Origin of the sequence: Micromonospora sp. CPCC 205539, assembly GCF_036906815.1 — a bacterium.
GTDB lineage: Bacteria > Actinomycetota > Actinomycetes > Mycobacteriales > Micromonosporaceae > Micromonospora.
Genome location: NZ_JBAKHW010000010.1, coordinates 73,326 through 91,656 on the forward strand (window position 1 = coordinate 73,326; position 18,331 = coordinate 91,656).

16 protein-coding genes are annotated in these 18,331 nt (G+C 73.3%); 4 read left to right on the plus strand and 12 right to left on the minus strand.

Annotation, left to right across the window (positions count from 1 at the left end; all coding sequences use genetic code 11):
* Positions 1-83 precede the first annotated feature (83 nt).
* Positions 84-2,978 (minus strand): helix-turn-helix transcriptional regulator, encoded by a 2,895-nt coding sequence (locus V6V47_RS11440; protein WP_334628091.1) that lies wholly within the window; start codon positions 2,976-2,978, stop codon positions 84-86.
* A 194-nt stretch (positions 2,979-3,172) separates the two neighbouring features.
* Here V6V47_RS11440 and V6V47_RS11445 point away from each other — a divergent pair, with 194 nt between their 5' ends.
* Together V6V47_RS11445 and V6V47_RS11450 are read left to right on the plus strand one after the other, a co-directional pair.
* A complete protein-coding gene (locus tag V6V47_RS11445) occupies positions 3,173-5,344 on the plus strand; it encodes an AAA family ATPase (protein WP_334628092.1) in 2,172 nt (723 codons plus the stop codon).
* A 57-nt stretch (positions 5,345-5,401) separates the two neighbouring features.
* Positions 5,402-6,319: an EamA family transporter gene (locus V6V47_RS11450; RefSeq protein ID WP_442934216.1), complete on the plus strand. Its 918-nt coding sequence runs from the start codon at positions 5,402-5,404 to the stop codon at positions 6,317-6,319.
* Here the strand turns inward: V6V47_RS11450 and V6V47_RS11455 are convergent.
* The 6 genes from V6V47_RS11455 to V6V47_RS11480 form a co-directional block, all read right to left on the minus strand.
* Positions 6,282-7,205, minus strand: a complete 924-nt coding sequence (locus V6V47_RS11455; RefSeq protein ID WP_334628180.1) for a diacylglycerol kinase — start codon at positions 7,203-7,205, stop codon at positions 6,282-6,284. The two genes, V6V47_RS11450 and V6V47_RS11455, sit on opposite strands and share 38 nt — an antisense overlap.
* Positions 7,206-7,343: 138 nt before the next feature.
* Positions 7,344-8,297 carry a twin-arginine translocase subunit TatC gene (gene tatC, locus V6V47_RS11460; RefSeq protein ID WP_334628094.1) on the minus strand — a complete coding sequence of 318 codons (954 nt, stop codon included), beginning with the start codon at positions 8,295-8,297 and terminating at the stop codon, positions 7,344-7,346.
* Positions 8,298-8,315: 18 nt separating this feature from the next.
* Positions 8,316-8,606 carry a Sec-independent protein translocase subunit TatA gene (tatA, locus tag V6V47_RS11465; protein ID WP_334628095.1) on the minus strand — a complete coding sequence of 97 codons (291 nt, stop codon included), beginning with the start codon at positions 8,604-8,606 and terminating at the stop codon, positions 8,316-8,318.
* 134 nt (positions 8,607-8,740) lie between these two features.
* Positions 8,741-8,986, minus strand: coding sequence for a hypothetical protein (locus tag V6V47_RS11470; RefSeq protein ID WP_334628096.1), 246 nt, complete (start codon positions 8,984-8,986; stop codon positions 8,741-8,743).
* 5 nt (positions 8,987-8,991) lie between these two features.
* Positions 8,992-10,032, minus strand: coding sequence for a helix-turn-helix transcriptional regulator (locus V6V47_RS11475; protein ID WP_334628097.1), 1,041 nt, complete (start codon positions 10,030-10,032; stop codon positions 8,992-8,994).
* On the minus strand, positions 10,029-11,027 hold the full coding sequence (locus V6V47_RS11480; protein WP_334628098.1) for a helix-turn-helix transcriptional regulator: 999 nt from the start codon (positions 11,025-11,027) through the stop codon (positions 10,029-10,031). Before V6V47_RS11480 ends, V6V47_RS11475 begins: the two co-directional genes overlap by 4 nt.
* Positions 11,028-11,144: 117 nt before the next feature.
* Here V6V47_RS11480 and V6V47_RS11485 point away from each other — a divergent pair, with 117 nt between their 5' ends.
* Both V6V47_RS11485 and V6V47_RS11490 read left to right on the plus strand, forming a co-directional pair.
* Positions 11,145-12,155, plus strand: coding sequence for a cation diffusion facilitator family transporter (locus tag V6V47_RS11485; protein WP_334628099.1), 1,011 nt, complete (start codon positions 11,145-11,147; stop codon positions 12,153-12,155).
* 56 nt (positions 12,156-12,211) lie between these two features.
* Positions 12,212-13,297 carry a DUF3866 family protein gene (locus V6V47_RS11490; RefSeq protein WP_334628100.1) on the plus strand — a complete coding sequence of 362 codons (1,086 nt, stop codon included), beginning with the start codon at positions 12,212-12,214 and terminating at the stop codon, positions 13,295-13,297.
* Between the two features lie 439 nt (positions 13,298-13,736).
* Here V6V47_RS11490 and V6V47_RS11495 read toward each other — a convergent pair whose 3' ends face one another.
* From V6V47_RS11495 to rfbA, 5 genes are all read right to left on the minus strand, one after another.
* Positions 13,737-14,879 (minus strand): oxalate decarboxylase family bicupin, encoded by a 1,143-nt coding sequence (locus tag V6V47_RS11495; RefSeq protein WP_334628102.1) that lies wholly within the window; start codon positions 14,877-14,879, stop codon positions 13,737-13,739.
* Between the two features lie 170 nt (positions 14,880-15,049).
* A complete protein-coding gene (locus tag V6V47_RS11500) occupies positions 15,050-15,244 on the minus strand; it encodes a hypothetical protein (RefSeq protein WP_334628104.1) in 195 nt (64 codons plus the stop codon).
* A 68-nt stretch (positions 15,245-15,312) separates the two neighbouring features.
* Positions 15,313-16,671: a Pup--protein ligase gene (pafA, locus tag V6V47_RS11505; RefSeq protein ID WP_334628105.1), complete on the minus strand. Its 1,359-nt coding sequence runs from the start codon at positions 16,669-16,671 to the stop codon at positions 15,313-15,315.
* Between the two features lie 68 nt (positions 16,672-16,739).
* A complete protein-coding gene (rfbC, locus tag V6V47_RS11510; protein ID WP_334628106.1) occupies positions 16,740-17,363 on the minus strand; it encodes a dTDP-4-dehydrorhamnose 3,5-epimerase in 624 nt (207 codons plus the stop codon).
* On the minus strand, positions 17,360-18,247 hold the full coding sequence (rfbA, locus tag V6V47_RS11515; RefSeq protein WP_334628107.1) for a glucose-1-phosphate thymidylyltransferase RfbA: 888 nt from the start codon (positions 18,245-18,247) through the stop codon (positions 17,360-17,362). Before rfbA ends, rfbC begins: the two co-directional genes overlap by 4 nt.
* Between the last annotated feature and the right edge of the window lie 84 nt (positions 18,248-18,331).

The following is an 18,331-nucleotide window of genomic DNA, read 5'->3' on the forward strand; positions in this document are numbered from 1 at the left end:
TTTCAGCCGACCCCCACCCGCCGAATCAGTAGAACGACGTATCCCGACGCACACAGGCGTCCGCTGACGGAGCGGTCGGTCAGTCAGCCGCGGCGGTTGCGCAGCTGGATCGCGCTGGCCTGAACGCGGGTACGGACCTGGAGCTTGTCGAAGATGTGCGACACGTGCACCCCGATGGTCCGCTCGCTGATGAACAGCCGCAGCCCGATCTCCTTGTTGGTCAACCCCTCGGCGACCAGGGCCAGCACCTCGCGTTCCCGCGCGGTGAGCACCGTCAGCTCGTCGTCGGCCGACTCGGTCGGCACCGCGCCCCGCGCGCCGCCGGTGGGCTCGCTCTCGTCCAGCGACACCCGGGCCCGCCCGGCCAGTGCCCGGATCTCCGAGGTCAACGGCACCGCGCCCAACCCCTGCGCCACCCGGTACGCCTCGCGCAGCAGCTTGCCAGCGGTGGCCACCCGGCTCCGCCGGGCCAGCAGCGCCTCCGCCTGCCGCAGCCGCGAGTACGCCGCCGGATAGGGGTGGTTACGCCGGTCCCACTCGACGACCGAGAGGGCCCACAGCTCCGGGTCGCTGCCGTCCAGGCGACTCACCTCGGCGGTGCAGAGCGCCAGGAAGCCCTCCACCACCGAGCGCACCGGGCCGGCCGCCGAGGCGCTCTTGCGGGCCACCCGATCGGCCACGTCGCGCAGGCGGCGCACCGCCGTCGGGTCCACCGCCACCGTACGGCTGGCGTGCGCCTCCGCCTCGGCCCGCAGGCCGTGCCAGACCAGCGCGGCGAGGATCGTCACGTCGTCGGAGCGGCTCTCGGTCAGGCCACGTTGCACCGCCTGCCGCGCCACGTCGTGCCGGCCCTCCCACATGGCCAGCCCGGCGCGCAGGGTGAGCAGCGGGATGACGTGCCGGGCCCCGCCGCCGGCGAGCACGGTGGCCACCGCGTCGAGATCGCGGTCGGCGGCCTGGATGTCGCCGTAGCCCACCGAGAGCCGGCATCGGGCCAGCAGCAGCTCGACGGCGTCCGCGCCGGACGGCCGGTGCCGCAGCGCGGCGGCGACCACCTTCTCGGCCTCGGCCCACTGGCCCACCCGGAACAGCCCGTTGGTGGCGATGGCCAGCAGTCGGGTCTCCCAGGTGCGGCCCAATCCCAGCTCGGCCACCCGCTCGGCGCCGCGGCGGGCCACCACCACACCCTCCTCGAGGATGTTCAGCGGGCCGGTCAGCAGCTCCGCCAGGTGCAGGTACGCGCAGGCCACGTCCTCCGGCCGACCGGCGCGCTCGGCGGTGTCGAGGGCCCGGCGCATCACCGCCAGCCCGGCGTCCGGGTCCTCCAGGTAGGCGTCGCTGAAGCCGAGCGCGGAGCTGGCAAGCACCACCGCGGTGGCGGAACCCTCCACATCGGCGGCCAGCGCCAACGCCTCCCGGGCCCGCTGGCCGGCGTCGACGTACCGGCCCAGGTGCAGGAGCAGCTCGGCCAGGTGCGCGGCGGCGGTGGCCCGGTCACGCGGTGAACAGTCCGCCGCCTCCAGCGCCCGCTGGTACTCCTCCTCGGCCAGCGCGGAACGCCCGGCGGCGGCCAGGTAGCGGGCCCGACGGATGTGCAGCGCGCAGCTCGGCGCGCCACCCTGCACCTCGGCCAACTCCTCCAACAGCGCCAGTGCCCGCGCGTGCTCGCCGCAGTGGTGGGCCGCCTCGGCGGCGTGCCCGAGCAGTTCGACCCGGTCCACCGCCGCCGAGCCGGCCGCCAGCTGCAGCGCCGCCGACCAGTGCCGGTGCGCCTCGGCGTAACCGTGCAGCCGCTCGGCCTCCTGCGCCGCGGCCACCGCCGCCGGCAGGGCCCGGGCCGGCTCACCGGCCAGCCGCCAGTGGTGCGCCAGGCGGGCCTGGTGCAGCTCGGCCGGCGCCGCGGTCAACGCCTCGGCGTACCGGCGGTGCAGCCCGGACCGCTCGGCCGGCAGCAGCTCGTGCTCCAGCACCTCGGCCACCAGCTTGTGCCGCAGCCGGTAGCCGTCGTCGGCGCCGACGAGCAGCCGGTGTGCAACGGCCGCGCGGGCCGCTTCGATGAGTTCGTCCTCCGGCAGCCGGAGCACCTCGGCGAGCAGCCAGTGCTGCACCGGCTCGACTCCGGCGGCGACCGCGTGCACCACCGCGTGGGCGTGCTGCGGCAGCGCGTCGACCCGGTCGAGGAAGATCTCGCGCAGCGTCTCGGACAGCCCGTCCCGGCCGTCGCGCAGGTCGCGGGCCAACTCCTCGATGACGAACGGGTTGCCGCCGCTGCGCTGCCACACCTGCTCGGCCGCGTCGGCGGGGAGCGCCCGACCGACCACCGCGGCGGCGAGCAGCTCGGTGTCGGCCCGGTCCAGTGGTGCCAGGTCGAGCACCCGCACCGTACGCAGCCGGCGCAGCTCGGTGAGCACGCGGCGCAGCGGGTGCGCGCCCTGCAGGGACTCGGCGCGGACCGCGGCCAGCACCGAGAGCTGGAGGTCGCCCAGCCCGGCCAGCAGGTAGAGCAGCAGCTGCCGGGTGCTGCGGTCGACCCACTGGAGGTCGTCGAGGATCAGCACCAGCGGGCGGCCCTCGGCGATCAGGTGCAGCCCCCGGGAGACCCGCTCCAGCAGCGCGCCCGCGCCGTCCGGGCCGGCGGTCTCGTCGGCGAACATCTGCAACAGCCCGCGAACCGCCGAGGACGTACGCGCGTGCGCGGCGGACAGGTCCGCGTCGAAGCGTCGCAGCGCCTGCAACAACGGATGCAGCGGTGATGCGTCGCCGATGTCCAGGCAACTGCCGTTAAGCACCAAGGCACCCTGGCCGCGCAATCGGGCACCGATCTCGCCGAGCAGCCGGGTCTTACCCACACCACTCTCACCGGTCAGGAAGACGGCGGCGGTCTGCCCCTGCGTGAGGTCGCCGAGCAACGCGGACCGAACCGTCTGCACCAGCTCGGCCCGACCCACGAGTGGTGCCGTGTCCACATCGCTGGCCATGGCACGCAGCCTAATCACACGCCCCCGTACCGTTCTACGGCCATCTGCCGCTTCTGGTACTCCTCGCGTCGACATTGCGACTAAAGGTTGCGTGTGGCCGACATACGTCGTTCTGCCGATCCCCCGTCGGCCCAGGGGTGTCAATCTCCGGAGGTCAACAGCCATAAGCGCAGGGAGAGGCCGGTGCGGTACCCATGACCACCATCGTCGTCGACACGCAACGGACCCCTTCGCCTCACTGGCCGGTACCGGAGGAGAGACGCACGGTCACCGTGCTCTTCGCCGACATCGTCGGCTCCACCGCGCTGGTCGACCGGCTGGACCCGGAGGACGTCCGGGCGCTGCAACGGGCCTACTTCGACACCGTCGCGGGGGTGCTGCACCGCTGGCACGGAGTGGTCGAGAAGTACGTCGGCGACGCGGTGATGGCGCTGTTCGGCGCGCGGCACTCGGACGGCTTCGACGCGTACCGTGCGGTCCGCGCCGGATTGGAGATCCAGGCCGCGCTCGACCGCCGGCCGCTCATCGGGGACGTCGCGCTGCGGCTGCGGGTCGGCGTGGCCACCGGCGAGGTGGTGGTCGACCTGGGCGCCGCGGTCAGCGGCGGTCACGGCGTGGCCAGCGGCGCGGTGATCACCACCGCGGCCCGCCTCCAGGAGTACGCGCCACCCGGCGCCGTGGCACTCTGCGCGGCCACCGCCCGGGCCACCGCCGGGCTGATCGCCCAGCGCCGGTTGACGCCGGTGGCGGTCGCCGGGCGGGTGCCGGCGGTGCCGGTCTGGCACGCCGTCGGCCCGCTGCGCCCGGACACCGACCGGCACGACGGCCCGCTCATCGGCCGCCGCCGCGAGCTGGCCACGGCCCGGGACCAGCTGAGCCGGGCGATCCGCGAGCACAACCCGCGCTGGGTGTCGCTGGTCGGCCCGCCCGGCAGCGGCCGCAGCCGACTGCTGCACGAGCTGACCCACGCACTGGCCACGGTGGACGGCGTGCCGGTGCGCTGGTGCGTGGCGGCCTGCCCCCCGTACCCCGATGAAGTGCTGGCGCCGGTCGCGCAGCTGCTCCGGGGGATCGCCGGGGTCCGCGATGGCGACGACCCGGCGGTGGTCCGGGACCGGCTGACCGCGACCCTGACGCCCCTGTTCCCGCCGGCCCGGGTCACGACGGCGGTGCCGGTCCTGGAGCGGCTGCTGGCCACCCCGGACGGTTCGCCGGCGGCGCTGGCCGGTGCGGCGGTCGGCCGGGACGTCCTGCTGCGCCTGGCCGCCCGCCAGCCGGTGATCGTCGCCGTGGACGACCTGGAGCGGGCCGCGCCGATGGTCAGCCGATTCCTGCACACGCTGTTCACCGCAGCCACGATCCGTGGTCTGCCGCTGGCCGTGGTGACCCTGCACCAGCCGCACTGGGTCGACACCCAGCCCGGCCCGGCGCGACGGCGGCACCGGGTGACGGTCGGTCCACTGACCGCCGTGCAGACCGGTCGGCTGCTGCGTCACCTGCTCACCCGGGCCGGGCAGCCGATGACCCTGGTCGACCGGCTACTGCCACTGGTGGGCGGTCGACCAGGGCACGCCGCGGCGTACACGGGATCCATGGTGGCCGGCGCGGACCCGGCGGCGCTGCCGCTGCCGGAGGCGGTACGCCGGACCGTCGGCGCGGAGCTGGACCGGCTCGACGGCGAGCAGCGGGCGACGCTGATGGCCGCCGGCATCCTCGGCGTGGTGATCTCCGGCGCGGCACTGGACCGGGTGCTGGGCTGGGCGCCGGGCCGGGCCGGGCCGGCCCTGCGCGGGCTCGCCGCCGCCGGACTGCTACTCCCCCGCCGTGCGGGCGGGTACGCGTTCGCCTCGCCCGCGCTTCGCCGGGTCGCCGCCGACCGGCTGCCCCGCGCGTTGCGCGCCGTCTTCAGCCGGCGAGCCGCCCAGGCCCCACCTGGTCCCCTTCGGCGGGAGACTCGCCCCCCGGGCAACCAGCCTGCAGCCGCTCGCGTCGGTGTCGTGCGTCTCGACGAGGCCCGCTCTCGGGCCCGCCGCCCCGACGCCGCCAGCTCGACGCTCACCGCGGCACGGCCGACGACCGTCCGTGCGCTGCGCGCGTCGCCTGGTGGCGGATCAGCCCCTCCGCGCGAGCACGTCCGACCACAGACAGCCCGGGAACCAGACGATCGGACCACCAGGCGGGGCCAGGCCGGGCAATCGGACCTGGTCGCGTCCTCCGGCTCGACGGAACGACCTCCCTGGCACAAGCCCTTTGCTCTGCTTAACTCCCCGCAACACCGAACGTCCGCTATCCGGACACCGGGTGTTGCGTCCGTTGAAGCAGAGCAAAGAACCGCCGATGGTCGAGCCGCCGGATGGGCGGCGTGACCCGGGTCAATCCGTCGGCCCCCGGGAGATTGGCCACGATGCCGACGGCCTAGCGTCGTGGCCGTGACGGAGACCCTGCTGCCCGCGCCCCCGCCGGTCGACGCACCGGCGGCCCGGCGCGGTGGCGTCGCCGCCGTGGGACTGGTGCTCGGCGGTGCGCTGTCGGTGCAGTTCGGCTCCGCCATGGCCGCCCTGCTGTTCCCGCGCACCGGGGTCGCCGGCGCGGTGACCCTGCGCCTGACGATCGCGGCCGTGCTGCTGCTCCTCGTGTGCCGGCCCCGGCTGCGCGGATACGACCGGGGCGCCTGGGTGGCGGTGTGCGCGTTCGGGCTGGCGCTGGCCGGCATGAACTCGCTGTTCTACCAGGCCATCGAGCGGATCCCGCTGGGCCCGGCGGTGACCCTGGAGGTGCTCGGCCCGCTGGCGCTGTCGGTGTTCACCGCCCGCCGGCTGGCCAGTTGGTGCTGGGCGGGGCTGGCGCTGGCGGGGGTGGCGCTCCTCGGGCAGGGCGGCTTCGACCGGCTGACCCCGGCCGGCGTGGCCTTCGCGTTCGGCGCGGGTGCCATGTGGGCCGCGTACATCGTGTTCAGCGCTCGGGTCGGCGGCCGGTTCCCGGGCGCGGACGGGCTCGCCCTGGCCCTGAGCCTCGCCGCGCTGGTCACCCTGCCCATCGGCATCGCCGACGCCGGCATGGTGCTGCTCGACCCGCGCGTGCTGGCGCTCGGCGCGGGCCTCGCGGTGCTCGCCTCCGGGCTGCCGTACACCCTGGAACTGCTGGCGCTGCGCCGGATGCCCACCGCCACCTTCGCGGTGCTGATGAGCCTCGGCCCGGCCATCGCCACGCTGGCCGGTTGGCTGGTGCTGCACCAGGCCCTGACCGTGCTGGAGTGCGTCGCCATCGTGCTGGTCATCGCGGCCAGCATCGGTGCGGTCCGGGTCAGAGCAGCAGCCGCAGCGCCCCCGGCACCGCGCTGATCGTCACCGGCAGGTCCAGGGAGCGTTCCCCGTCGGCGTACGTGGTGATGCCCTCGGCGCTCAACTCCACCGTCCGGGCCCGGTAGCTGTCCACGAGCGGGTGGCTGACGTGGGTGCCCTGGTAGATGCGCGGCTTCACCCGGACCAGGGTGCGCCGGTTGACCCGGCCGGCCACCACCACGTCGAGCAGCCCGTCGGTCGGGTCGGCGTCCGGGCAGATCCGCATCCCACCGCCGTAGGTCGGGCAGTTGCCCACCGCCACCAGCACCGCGTCCAACTCGTGCGGCACCCCGTCCAGCCGCAGCGTGTACCGCCGGGGCCGGAGCCGGATCAGCTCGACCAGGATCGCCAGGTCGTACCGGCGAGGGCCGCGCGGCCAACGCATCCGGTTGGCCCGCTCGTTGCAGATCGCGTCGAAACCGGCCGCGAGGACCGCGCCGTACCAGCGCTCGACGCCGTCGGCGCCGGTCATCCGGGCCAGGTCGACGGGGCGGCTCCGACCGGCGCGTAACGCGTCGACGATCACCGCCACCGCCGCGAGCGGATCGGTCGGGAAGCCCGTGTCGAGGGCGAAGTCGTTGCCGGTGCCGGCCGGCACCGCGCCGAACGGCACCTCGGTCCCGGCGGCGGCCTGCAGGGCCCGGTGCACGGTGCCGTCCCCGCCGATCGCCACCAGCGCGCCAACTCCGTCGGCGACCGCGGCGTGGCAGGCCGCCTCCGCCGAATCGGGGCTGGACGCCGACAGCAGCCGGACCGGGTGACCGGCGGCCGCGAGACCGTCCAGCAGCCGGGGCAGGAGGGCGCGGTGCCGTCCGCGGCCGGCGGTCGGGTTGGCGAGCACGGCGACCGGGCCGGGCAGGTGATCGTCTGCGGTCACGGGCAGCACCGTACCGGGCGGATGCGCGCCGTTCACCTGGGGCGGGCTACATCACGATCGGTCCCGGGCCCGGTGCGCACGGTGAACGCGGCGACGCCGCCCCCGACAGGCGGGGACGGCGTCGGCCAACCAGGCGGCGCGGGGCCGTCAGGTCATGTCGTCGTACCGGCGTTCGATCGGGGCCGGCTTGGCGATCGGCTCGGGGATGTCGACCGGCGCGGTCACGTCGATCCGCTGCCCGGCCTCGACCGGCTCGGCCTCGTACTCCAACGGCGACACCTCGTCGTCGTCGATACCGGCGTAGATCTCCTTGCCGCGCCCACGCCGCTTGTCGTTGATGAACGCCACCCCGACCGCGGCGAAGTACAGCGCGGAGAGGCAGAGCGCCAGGGCGGTCATCCCGAACGGGTCCGGGGTGGGCGTGACCACCGCCGAGAAGGCGAAGAACACGAAGATCGCCACCCGCCACCAGCTGAGCAGCTTCTTCGCGCTGGCCAGGCCGACGAAGTTGAGCATCAGCACGATCAGCGGGAACTCGAACGCCACCCCGAACAGCAGGATCAGGTTGGTGACGAACGAGATGTAGCGGGTGACTTCCAGGTTCGTCGCGATGTCGTCGCCCGACACGTTGAGCAGGAACTCGAGGCCCTTGGTGGTGACGAAGAACGCCAGCACCGCGCCAGCGGCGAAGAGCGGCGCCGCCAGGGCCGTGAAGATGTACGCGTAGCGCCGCTCGTTGCGGTGCAGCCCGGGCGCGATGAAGGCCCACAGCTGGTAGAGCCAGACCGGTGCCGCGATGATCAGGCCCACCCACAGGCCGATCTTCAGGTTCAACAGGAAGACGTCCGCAACGCCCAGCTGGACGAACAGGCACTTCCCGGTGTCCGGATCGACCGACTGCGGCAGGTCGCAGTACGGCTGCGACAGCAGCTTCCGAACCGGCTCCGCCAGCCAGAAGCCGAAACCGAAGCCGATCAGGATCGCCAGCGAGGCGCGGAACAGGCGGTTGCGCAGCTCGCGGACGTGCTCGATGAGGGTCATCGAGCCGTCGGCGGCCCGCTCGAACGTGCTCGGGCCGCGTTTACGCAGTGCGAAGGCCACTGTCTTCGGGCCTCTCGGTCAGTTGTCGCGGACGCGGTGCACCGGGTCGACGACCGGCTGCTGCGGCGGGGCCTGGTACGGCGCCTGCTGCGGCTGCCCGCCGTGCGGCGGCAGGGGCTGGTAGCCGGCCTGCGCGTCGGCCTTCTCGGCGAGGTCGCGGTCGTCGTCCTGCAGGCTCTTGGTCTCGGCCTTGATGATCCGCAGCGAACGACCCAGCGAACGGGCCGCGTCGGGGAGCCGCTTGGCACCGAAGAGCAGGATCAGCACAACCACGAGAATGGCGATGTGCCACGGCTTGAGGGCACCCATGGGAAGCTCCAGTCGCTCTGTGTGTCCGGGGGTGGTACGCAGCCCATCGTACGTGCGGATGTGCGGGATGCCACCCGCCGGGTGGTGGTGGACCGCCCCGGCCGGTGCAGTCTTGACCAACGCGGGATGAACCGTCAACCGCGCCGGGCTTTGATCACGGCGAGCCGCTGCTGGGCGGTCTCCAACTGGCGCTGGACGCCCTCGGCGGTCTCCTGCAACGACTCGGCGGTCTGCCGTAGCGACTCCGCCTCGGCGGCCCGCCGCTGCAACGCCGTTGCGGCGCGACGCAGACCGGGCAGCCGGGCCAACACCGGACGCACGGCCAGCGCGAGCACCACGAGCGGAAGCAGCACCACCGCGAGCACGATCCAGATCAGCACGGCGGTCAGCCTACTGGGTGCGCCGCCGGGTCGCCCGCCAGCTCTACCGGGTCGGGCTGAGGTGCGACGAGGGGCGTGGGCACGGCGTACGCGTCCAGCGCGGCCGCCGCCGTCGCCCGGACCTGCTCGGCCAGCTCGACCGGGGCGACCACGGTGACGTCCGGCCCGAGCCCGAGGACGAACCGGCGCGCCCAACCCAGGTCGGTCACCCGCAGCGAGACCAGCCACTGGTCGCCGTCGCCGGCCTCCACCCGCTCGCACGGGTAGTACTCGGTGATCCACCGCTCGCTGCGACCGACCCGCAGGGTGATCAGCGGTAGGTCGGCCGAGGGGCGGAAGACGCCGTCCGCGCGATCATGCACTCGCGCCTGCGGCGGGACGGTGGCCGGCTCGGCCAACTCGGTGACCGCGTCGATCCGGTCGGCCCGGAACAGCCGGACCGCCTCCGCGCGCCGACACCACGCCTCCACGTACGCCTGCCCACCGACCATCAGCACCCGCAGCGGGTCGATGACCCGGTCGGTGGTCTCGTCCCGCGCAGCCGTGTAGTAGGTGATCCGCAGCGCCCGGCCGCCCTCCACGGCGGCGCGCAGCGCCTCCACCCGGCGGGTGTCACCGGGCAGCCGGACCGCCACCGGAGCGCCCACCAGATCGCCGGCGTCCTCGATCTTGGCGAGGGCCCGCTCGACGGCGTCGCGGTTGGCCACCCCGGGCGTCTCGGCGAGCATCCGCAGCGCCACCACGAGGGCCAGTGCCTCATCGGGGGTGAGTCGCAGCGGCCGGTCGATGCCGGCGTCGTAGGTGATGGTCACCCGGTCACCGTCGAACGCCATGTCGATGAGGTCACCGGGGCCGTACCCGGGCAGCCCGCACACCCAGAGCAGCTCCAGGTCCTCGCGGAGCTGCCGCTCGGTGATGCCCAGGTCGTCGGCCGCCTCGGCGATCTCGATCCCCGGCCGGGCCAGCAGGTAGGGCACCAGGTTGAGCAGCCGGGCCAGTCGGTCGGCGGAGGCGCGGGAGCCACTCCGGGCTGCCGGCCGGGTCACCGGGCACCCCCGGTGACAATCAGCTCGTCGTGTCGGACGGCGATCTCCTTGAGTCGCTGGATGACCGCCTCGCGGACCTCCGGTGGGTCGAGCACCCGGACGTCCGGCCCGTACCGGACGAGTTGGCTGGCCACCCCGTCCGCGTCCGCGTACGGCAGGACCAGCCGGTCGCCGTCCGGCCCGGAGGTGACCTCCACGGCCCAGCGGCGCAGACCGGCGGCACGGCCCGGCGCGGCGAGCACGGTCGCCCGGCCGGTGCGCTCCACCGGCCCGGACCAGCGCGCCACGTGACTGATCAGGTCGACGCCGGCCGGCGGCTCGTAACCGCCGGACTCGCCGGTCACCCGGACCGCGCCGACCACCCGGGACAAGCGGAAGCAGCGGGTCGCCGAGCGGTCCAGGTCGTGACCGACCACATACCACCGGCCACGCCAGCAGACCACACCCCACGGCTGTAGCCGCCGACGGCTGGGCGCGTCCCGGTCCGGCACCCGGTAGTCGAAGCCGACCTCGCGGCGGTCCCGCGCGGCGGCGGTCAACGGCGCGAACGCCGGGTCGACGGTGACCATCGGCTCCAGGCCCAGGGTCGCCTGCGGGTCCACGTCCACGCCGGCGGCGCGCAGCTTGGCCAGCCCGGACGACGCGGCGGCGGCCAGCCCGGCGTGCTGCCACAGCCGGGCGGCGATGCCCACCGCGGCGGCCTCGTCCGGTTCGAGGAGGATGTCGGGCAGCGCGTACTCACGGTGGGCGATCCGGTAGCCGGGTTCGGCGTCGAAGACGCTGGCCGTCCCGGTCTCCAACGGCACGCCCAGCTCACGCAGCTCGGCCTTGTCCCGTTCGAATTTGCGCTGGAACGCCTCGTGGTCACGGGCGTCGTCCGGGTCGTGCTCGTACCCGGGCACGGTCGCGGCGATCTGCGCGGCGGTCAGGAACCGTCGCGTGGACAGCAGGCAGATCACCAGGTTGACCAGGCGTTCGGTGCGGGTCCGCGACACGGGTAGACGCTAGCAGTCGCCGCGCCCGGGACGTGCACCCGCGCGGGCGTGCCGCACATCTGTTCGGATCGGCCACTCGACCAGCACGGTCCCGGCGACGGTCATAAGGTGACCCTCATGTCGGAATCGGACGTCAACAGCGAGAGCGTCGGCACGGTGGTCATCGCCGGGGCGGCCAACCTCGCCATCGCGGTGGCCAAGCTGGTCGCCGGGCTGATCTCCGGCTCGGCGGCGATGCTCTCCGAGGCGGCGCACTCGGTCGCCGACACCGCCACCGAGGTGCTGCTCTTCCAGGCGCTGCGTCGGGGCGCCCGGCCGGCAGACAGGCGGCGTCCCTTCGGGTACGGCAAGGAGAGCTACGTCTGGGCGTTCTTCGCCGCGATGTTCACCTTCGTGGCCGGCGCCGGGTTCGCCGTGACCCACGGCGTGACCACGATCCTGGTGCACGAGCACAGCGGCGACTACCTGGTCTCGTACATCGTGTTGGGGGTGTCCTTCGTCATCGAGTCGATCTCGCTGGCCCGGGCCGTCCGCCAGGTCCGCCGCGAGTCCCGGCGCTGGCAGACCACTCCCCGACGGTTCCTGCGGCTGACCGCCGACACCGCCGTGAAGGCCGTCTTCCTGGAGGACAGCGCGGCCCTGATCGGTCTGGTCCTGGCCGGGCTCGGGGTCGGCCTGTCCCAGGCCACCGGCGACGAGGTGTGGGACGGCATCGCCTCGATCCTGATCGGGTTGCTGCTGCTGGCGGTCGCCGGGATCCTCGCCGGCAACAACCTGTCGCTGCTGGTCGGTCGCGCCGTGCCGGAGCGGCTGCGCCGCGAGATCGAGCAGGACCTGGCGGGGCTGCCCGAGGTGGAGCGGATCGACACGCTGATGACCATGCAGCTCGGCCCGGACGACATCCTGGTCGCCGCGAAGGTCGACTTCCGCGACGAGGCCACCGGCGCGGCCATCGAGGCCACGGCCGACGAGGCCGAGCGGCGGCTCACCGAGCGGTATCCGGAGATCCGGTACGTCTTCCTCGACCCCACCCGGTCGATGCCCGGCGCCAGCGGGCGGGCCCGGCACACCCAGGCCCCGCACGACCCCGACCCCGGCGGCGACCCCGAACCCCGCCCGCCAGCCTAGGAGTACGAAGCCACCCGGGCGCGGGGCACCGGGCCGGCGCGGCTAGCGTGCCCGTCATGGTGCGATGGCGGGCGGGGACGGTGGCGGCGCTGCGGCGGCAGTGGACCGGGGCGGTGGAGCTGGACGTCGACCTGCCCGACGGCACCCGCATGCGGGCGCTGGCCTACCCCGAGCTGGTCGGCACACCCGAGCCCGGCGACCGGGTGCTGCTCAACGCCGGGGCGCTGCTGATGGGGCTGGGCACCGGCGGGTACGCCCTGGTGGTGGCGCTACCGGACCGGCTGCCGCCGGACCCGCCGGCCGCCGGCGACACCCGCGACGCCGGGCACCTGGTGAAGGCCCGCTACACGCCGTTGCAACCGATCCTGCTCGGTGTCGACGAGGAGGCGTCCCCGCACCGGGACGTCCTGGCCGACGCCGACGACCTGGACGGGTTGCCGGTGGTCACCGCCGACCTGCACTCGGCCCTGCCGGCGATCCTGGCCGGCATCCGGGCCGACGCCCCGCACGCCCGGGTGGCGTACCTGCTCACCGACGGCGGGGCGCTGCCGGCCTGGTTCTCCCGCACCCTGGCCGGGTTGCGTACCGAGCTGGCCGGCACGATCACGGTCGGGCAGGCGTTCGGCGGCGACCTGGAAGCCAGCACTTTGCACGGCGGTCTGCTCGCCGCCCGGCACGTGCTGCGTGCCGATGTGGCCGTGGTCGCGCAGGGACCCGGCAACCTGGGCACCGGCACCCGGTGGGGCTTCTCCGGGGTCGCCGTCGGCGAGGCGGTCAACGCGATCGCCACGCTGGGCGGCCGGCCGGTCGGCTCACTGCGGATCTCCGCCGCCGACCCCCGACCTCGGCACCGGGGCGTGTCGCACCACAGCCTCACCGCGTACGGCCGGGTGGCGCTCGCTCCGGCGGAGCTGGTGGTGCCCGACGGCCTCGACCCGGCGCTGGCCACCGAGGTGCACGCGGCGCTGACCCCGCTGGCGGGCCGGCACCGGATCGTCCGAGTGCCCACCGACGGCCTGGACGCCACGCTGCGGGCCAGCCCCGTGCCCCTGTCCACGATGGGTCGCAACCTCGACGCCGACCACGCCTACTTCCTGGCCGCGGCCGCAGCCGGCCGCCACGCCACCTCCCTGCTCCCCTGACCGCCCGCCCCCTGACCCCAACCCCGCCCAAACCCCCAGCCCGCCCAAACCCCCAGCCCGCCCTGAACCCCCACCCCGCCCGGCGATCTTGCAGTTTCGGTCGCCGGAATGCGCGTAATGCCCCTTAGGTCGAGTCCACAAGTGCAAGATCGCGCGCCGACCCTGACCCTGGCCCCGTCGATCATGGCCTTGTGGTGGGCAGGAGGCACGGATTCACGGCTTTTGCCCCTCACGACAACCCCATGATCGACGCGAGCGGGGTGGGGCGGGCGCGGGCGGACGCGGGCGACATGGGTCGGGCGCGCGCGGACGCGGGCGACATGGGTCGGGCGCGCGCGGGCGCGGGCGGGCGGGCGGGGTGAGTCGGACGCGGGCAGGGTGGCGGGCGTGCGGGGCGGGCTCGGGTGGGGCGGGCTCGGGTGGGGCGGACTCGGGTGGGTTAGCGGATTACTGGGCGCATGTCGCGGGGTAGGGCCTCGATCAGCTCTCGGGGCAGGTTGAGGGTGTCCGCGCTGACCTGCGCCGGGGTGTTCGCCATCCACTGGGTCAGCGAGATGGACTCGAATCGGGGCTTGCGGAACATCTCCAGGAAGACCAGCGGCTCGGTGCCGAGGTTCTCGATGTAGTGGCCGTACGCGAACGGCACGTACCCGACGTCACCGGAGCGCATGTCGAAGGTGCCGGCCACACCCTGGCTGGCGAACACACCCATCCGACCGTGCCCGGAGAGGTAGTACTGCCACTCGTCGTCGGTGGGGTGCCAGTGCAGCTCCCGCATCCCGCCCGGGTCGACCTCCACCAGCGCGGCGCAGATCGTGGTGGACGCTGGGAACTGGTTGACGTCGACGATGCGCACCTGGCCACCGGGGAACCGCTCCGGCTTCTGCGCGAGCAGTCGGTAGCTCAGCGACCGGGGCACGTCGCCGGTCGGGCTGACCACCCGGTCCCGGTCCAGCGGCGGCGGCACCTCCCCGGCGAAGATGTACTTCTCCCGCTCGGGGATCGAGTCGAGCTGGTCGGGCCGCCAGCCGAAGTTCTTCGCCAGCACGTCCTTCGGGGTGTGCGCGAAGAAGTCGCTGATCAGGAACGTGCCGTTCTCGGTGAACGCCCCGTCGTCGAAGACCAGCAGAAACTCCACCCCCTCGTCGAGAGCCTGGATGTGGTGCGGCACCCCCTGCGGAAAGAACCACAGGTCACCGGCGCGTACGTCGTCGAGGAAGTTGCGACCCTCCTGGTCCACGGCGCTGATCCGGGCGCTGCCGTGCGACACGTACGCCCACTCGGACTGCTTGTGCCAGTGCATCTCCCGGTAGCCGCCCGGTTCGAGGGCCATGTCCACACCGCTGAGCTCGGTGGCGATCGGCAGCTCCCGTACGGTGACCTCGCGGGTCCAGCCGCCACGTTGGATCCGGGTGTGCGTGTCGGAGAAGGAGAACCGCAGGTTCGGCAGCGTGCCCGCGTCCGTGCTCGGTGGCGTCAACAGGTTCGGGTTCTGCCGGTCCCGGAGCACGTCGCGCGGGCCGGGATCCTTCCAGCCTCCGCCGTCCCGCTCCGGCTGCGGCACCGTCGAGTCGTCGTCCATGATTGCCTCCCGTGTCGTCGCGTCCTGGTGGCCGCCGACGCGGTTGACCTGGAGACGTTGACCGCGGCGGCGACGCCGAGCGCGTACCCGCCGGGGCGACCCGGCCGGGCCAACCTCTGGCCCACTCGGGTCACGGCCCGGACGACGCCGGAGCGTCGCGGCGCGAACGGTCAGGCGAGGAAGATCAGGGCGAGCCAGCCGCCCACGAGCAGCACCAGCGCGGCGGCCAGCACCCAGGTCGGCACGGTGTACTCGCCGCGGCGGTTGCGCTCGATCTCGTTGCGGATCTTGTCCCGCCGGCGCTCGACCCAGTTCTGCCGCTCGGAGCCGCGTCCCGAGCGGTCGGGAGATCCAGAAGTCGTCATGGCGCGCCCAGCCTACCGGGCCGGCCGGCCCCGTCGGCGGACACCACCGCCGAGGCCGGCCGACCGGGTCACATGCTGGCGATCAGCCGCTCCACGCGCTCGTCGTACGCACGGAACGGGTCCTTGCAGAGGACGGTGCGCTGGGCCTGGTCGTTGAGCTTCAGGTGCACCCAGTCGACGGTGAAGTCCCGCCGCTTCTCCTGGGCGTGCCGGATGAACTCGCCGCGCAGCCGGGCCCGGGTGGTCTGCGGCGGCGTCTCCTTGGCCTCGAAGATCTCCGGGTCGGTGGCCACCCGGTCCACGTCGCCCCGGCGCTCCAGCAGCCCGTAGAGACCACGGCCGCGCCGCACGTCGTGGTAGGCCAGGTCCATCTGCGCCACCCGGGGGTGCGACAACGGCAGGTCGTGCTTGCGCTGGTAGCGCTCGATGAGCCGCAGCTTGGTCACCCAGTCGATCTCCCGGGAGACCGGCTCCAGGTCGCCGGTCTCGACCGCGTTCAACACGCGGCCCCACAACTCCACCACCCGCTTGGCGGCCTGGTCGCCGCCCCGGCGCTCGACGAACTCGGTGGCCTTGGCCAGGTATTCCTGCTGGATGTCCAGCGCGCTGACCTCCTTACCGGAAGCCAGCCGGACCTTGCGCCGGCCGGTGATGTCGTGCGACACCTCCCGGATCGCCCGGATCGGGTTCTCCAGGGACAGGTCGCGCATCACCACCCCGGCCTCGATCATCCGCAGCACGAGGTCGGCCGTGCCGACCTTGAGCAGCGTGGTGACCTCGTTCATGTTCGAGTCGCCGACGATGACGTGCAGCCGCCGGTAGCGCTCGGCGTCGGCGTGCGGCTCGTCGCGGGTGTTGATGATCGGGCGGCTGCGGGTGGTCGCCGAGGAGACGCCCTCCCAGATGTGCTCGGCCCGCTGCGACAGGCAGTAGACCGCGCCGCGCGGGGTCTGCAGGACCTTGCCGGCCCCGCAGATCAACTGCCGGGTGACCAGGAACGGGATGAGGACGTCGGCGAGCCGGCCGAACTCCCCGTGCCGGGAGACCAGGTAGTTCTCGTGGCAGCCGTACGAGTTGCCGGCCGAGTCGGTGTTGTTCTTGAACAGGTAGATCTCACCCGCGATGCCCTCGTCGTGCAGCCGCTTCTCCGCGTCGACGAGCAGGCCCTCCAGGATCCGCTCGCCGGCCCGGTCGTGGGCGACCAGGTCGGTCACCGAGTCACATTCCGGAGTGGCGTACTCCGGGTGCGACCCGACGTCCAGGTAGAGCCGGGCCCCATTACGCAGGAACACATTGCTCGACCGACCCCAGGACACCACGCGACGGAAGAGATACCGCGCGACCTCGTCCGGGGACAGCCGCCGCTGCCCGCGATAGGTGCAGGTGACGCCGTACTCGGTCTCGAGGCCGAAGATTCGCCGCTCCATGGTGTGACATTAGCCGCCCGGAGGCCCCGTTCGTCACTGTCACACCACAGGTCGTACGCCGAGTACGGTCACATACCGGCTGAGTGCGACATTCCGTCCGGCCCGATCGACGCCACGAACCGCTGGCAGCTCTCGTACTGCGGCAGCAGGCCCCGCTCGCGAGCCTGCGCCAGCGTCGGCGCCGCGTCGTCGCGGGCGGACAACAGCGGGACGTCCGCCGGCCACTCGATGCCCAACTCCTCGTCCAACGGGTGCACCGCGTGCTCGCCGGTCGGGTTGTACGTGGCCGAGCACAGGTAGCTCAGCGTCGCGTCGTCGGTCAGCGCGCAGAAGCCGTGGCCCAGCCCTTCGCTGAGGTAGACGGCCCGCCGGTCGGTGTCGTCCAGCCGGACGCCCTCCCAGCGGCCGAAGGTGGGCGAGCCCACCCGCAGGTCCACGATCACGTCGAGCACCGCACCGCGTACGCAGGTGACGTACTTGGCCTGCCCGGGCGGCACGTCGGCGAAGTGGATGCCGCGCACCACCCCGCGCGCGGAGACCGACAGGTTGGCCTGGGCCAGCCGCAACGGGTGCCCCACCACCTCGGCGAGGTGGTCGAAGCGGTACCACTCCATGAACATGCCGCGCGGGTCGCCGTGCTGCTGCGGTGTGATCTCCCAGGCGCCCTCGATGCCCAGCTCCCGGATCTTCACCAGGCCGCCTCGGTGCCGTTCTTCTCGGCCAGCAGGCGCAGCAGGTAGTCGCCGTACCCGCTCTTGGTGAGGGGCTCGGCCAGCGCGCGCAGGTGGTCGTCGTCGATCAGGCCGGCCCGCCAGGCCACCTCCTCGACGCAACCGATCTTCATGCCCTGCCGCTCCTCGATCACCCGGACGAACTCGGCGGCCTGCATCATCGAGGTGAAGGTGCCGGTGTCCAGCCAGGCGGTGCCCCGGTCCAGCACGGTCACCGACAGCTCCCCGGTCTCCCGGTACGCCTCGTTGACCGCGGTGATCTCCAGCTCGCCCCGCGCGCTCGGGGTGAGCTTGCGGGCGATGTCGACCACCCGGTTGTCGTAGAAGTAGAGACCCGGCACCGCGAAGCGGGACTTCGGTCGGGCCGGCTTCTCCTCGATCGAGAGCACCCGACCGTCGTCGTCGAAGTCGACCACCCCGTACTCCTGGGGGTTGGCCACCGGGTAGGCGAAGACCCGACCACCGATCAGGTCACCGTGGTCGGCGAGCTGCCGACCCAGGCCGACGCCGTGGAAGATGTTGTCGCCGAGGATCAACGCCACCGACTCGTCGCCGATGAAGTCCGCCCCGAGGATGAACGCCTGGGCGATACCCTCCGGGCGCTCCTGGCTGACGTACTCCAGCCGCAGCCCGAACTGGCTGCCGTCGCCGAGTAGCCGACGGAACTGGTCCTGGTCGTCCGGCGTGGTGATCACCAGGATCTCCCGCACCCCGGACATCACCAGGGTGGAGAGGGGGTAATAGACCATCGGCTTGTCGAAGACCGGCATCAGCTGCTTGGAGACCGCCCGGGTGATCGGCCACAGCCGGGACCCGGTGCCACCGGCAAGAAGGATTCCACGCACCCGGAGAGACTACCGGCCACCAGGCGGGACGGTCGCGGGGGCCGCGTCCCACGGTCGATGCCCAGGTTCGCGTACACTTCCGGA

Coding starts and splice junctions, on each gene's coding strand:
- V6V47_RS11485 (WP_334628099.1), top strand. CDS start 11,145: ATGTCGGAATCGGACGTCAACAGCGAGAGCGTCGGCACGGTGGTCATC.
- V6V47_RS11440 (WP_334628091.1), bottom strand. CDS start 2,978: ATGGCCAGCGATGTGGACACGGCACCACTCGTGGGTCGGGCCGAGCTG.
- V6V47_RS11500 (WP_334628104.1), bottom strand. CDS start 15,244: ATGACGACTTCTGGATCTCCCGACCGCTCGGGACGCGGCTCCGAGCGG.
- V6V47_RS11445 (WP_334628092.1), top strand. CDS start 3,173: ATGACCACCATCGTCGTCGACACGCAACGGACCCCTTCGCCTCACTGG.
- V6V47_RS11490 (WP_334628100.1), top strand. CDS start 12,212: ATGGTGCGATGGCGGGCGGGGACGGTGGCGGCGCTGCGGCGGCAGTGG.
- tatA (WP_334628095.1), bottom strand. CDS start 8,606: ATGGGTGCCCTCAAGCCGTGGCACATCGCCATTCTCGTGGTTGTGCTG.
- V6V47_RS11495 (WP_334628102.1), bottom strand. CDS start 14,879: ATGGACGACGACTCGACGGTGCCGCAGCCGGAGCGGGACGGCGGAGGC.
- pafA (WP_334628105.1), bottom strand. CDS start 16,671: ATGGAGCGGCGAATCTTCGGCCTCGAGACCGAGTACGGCGTCACCTGC.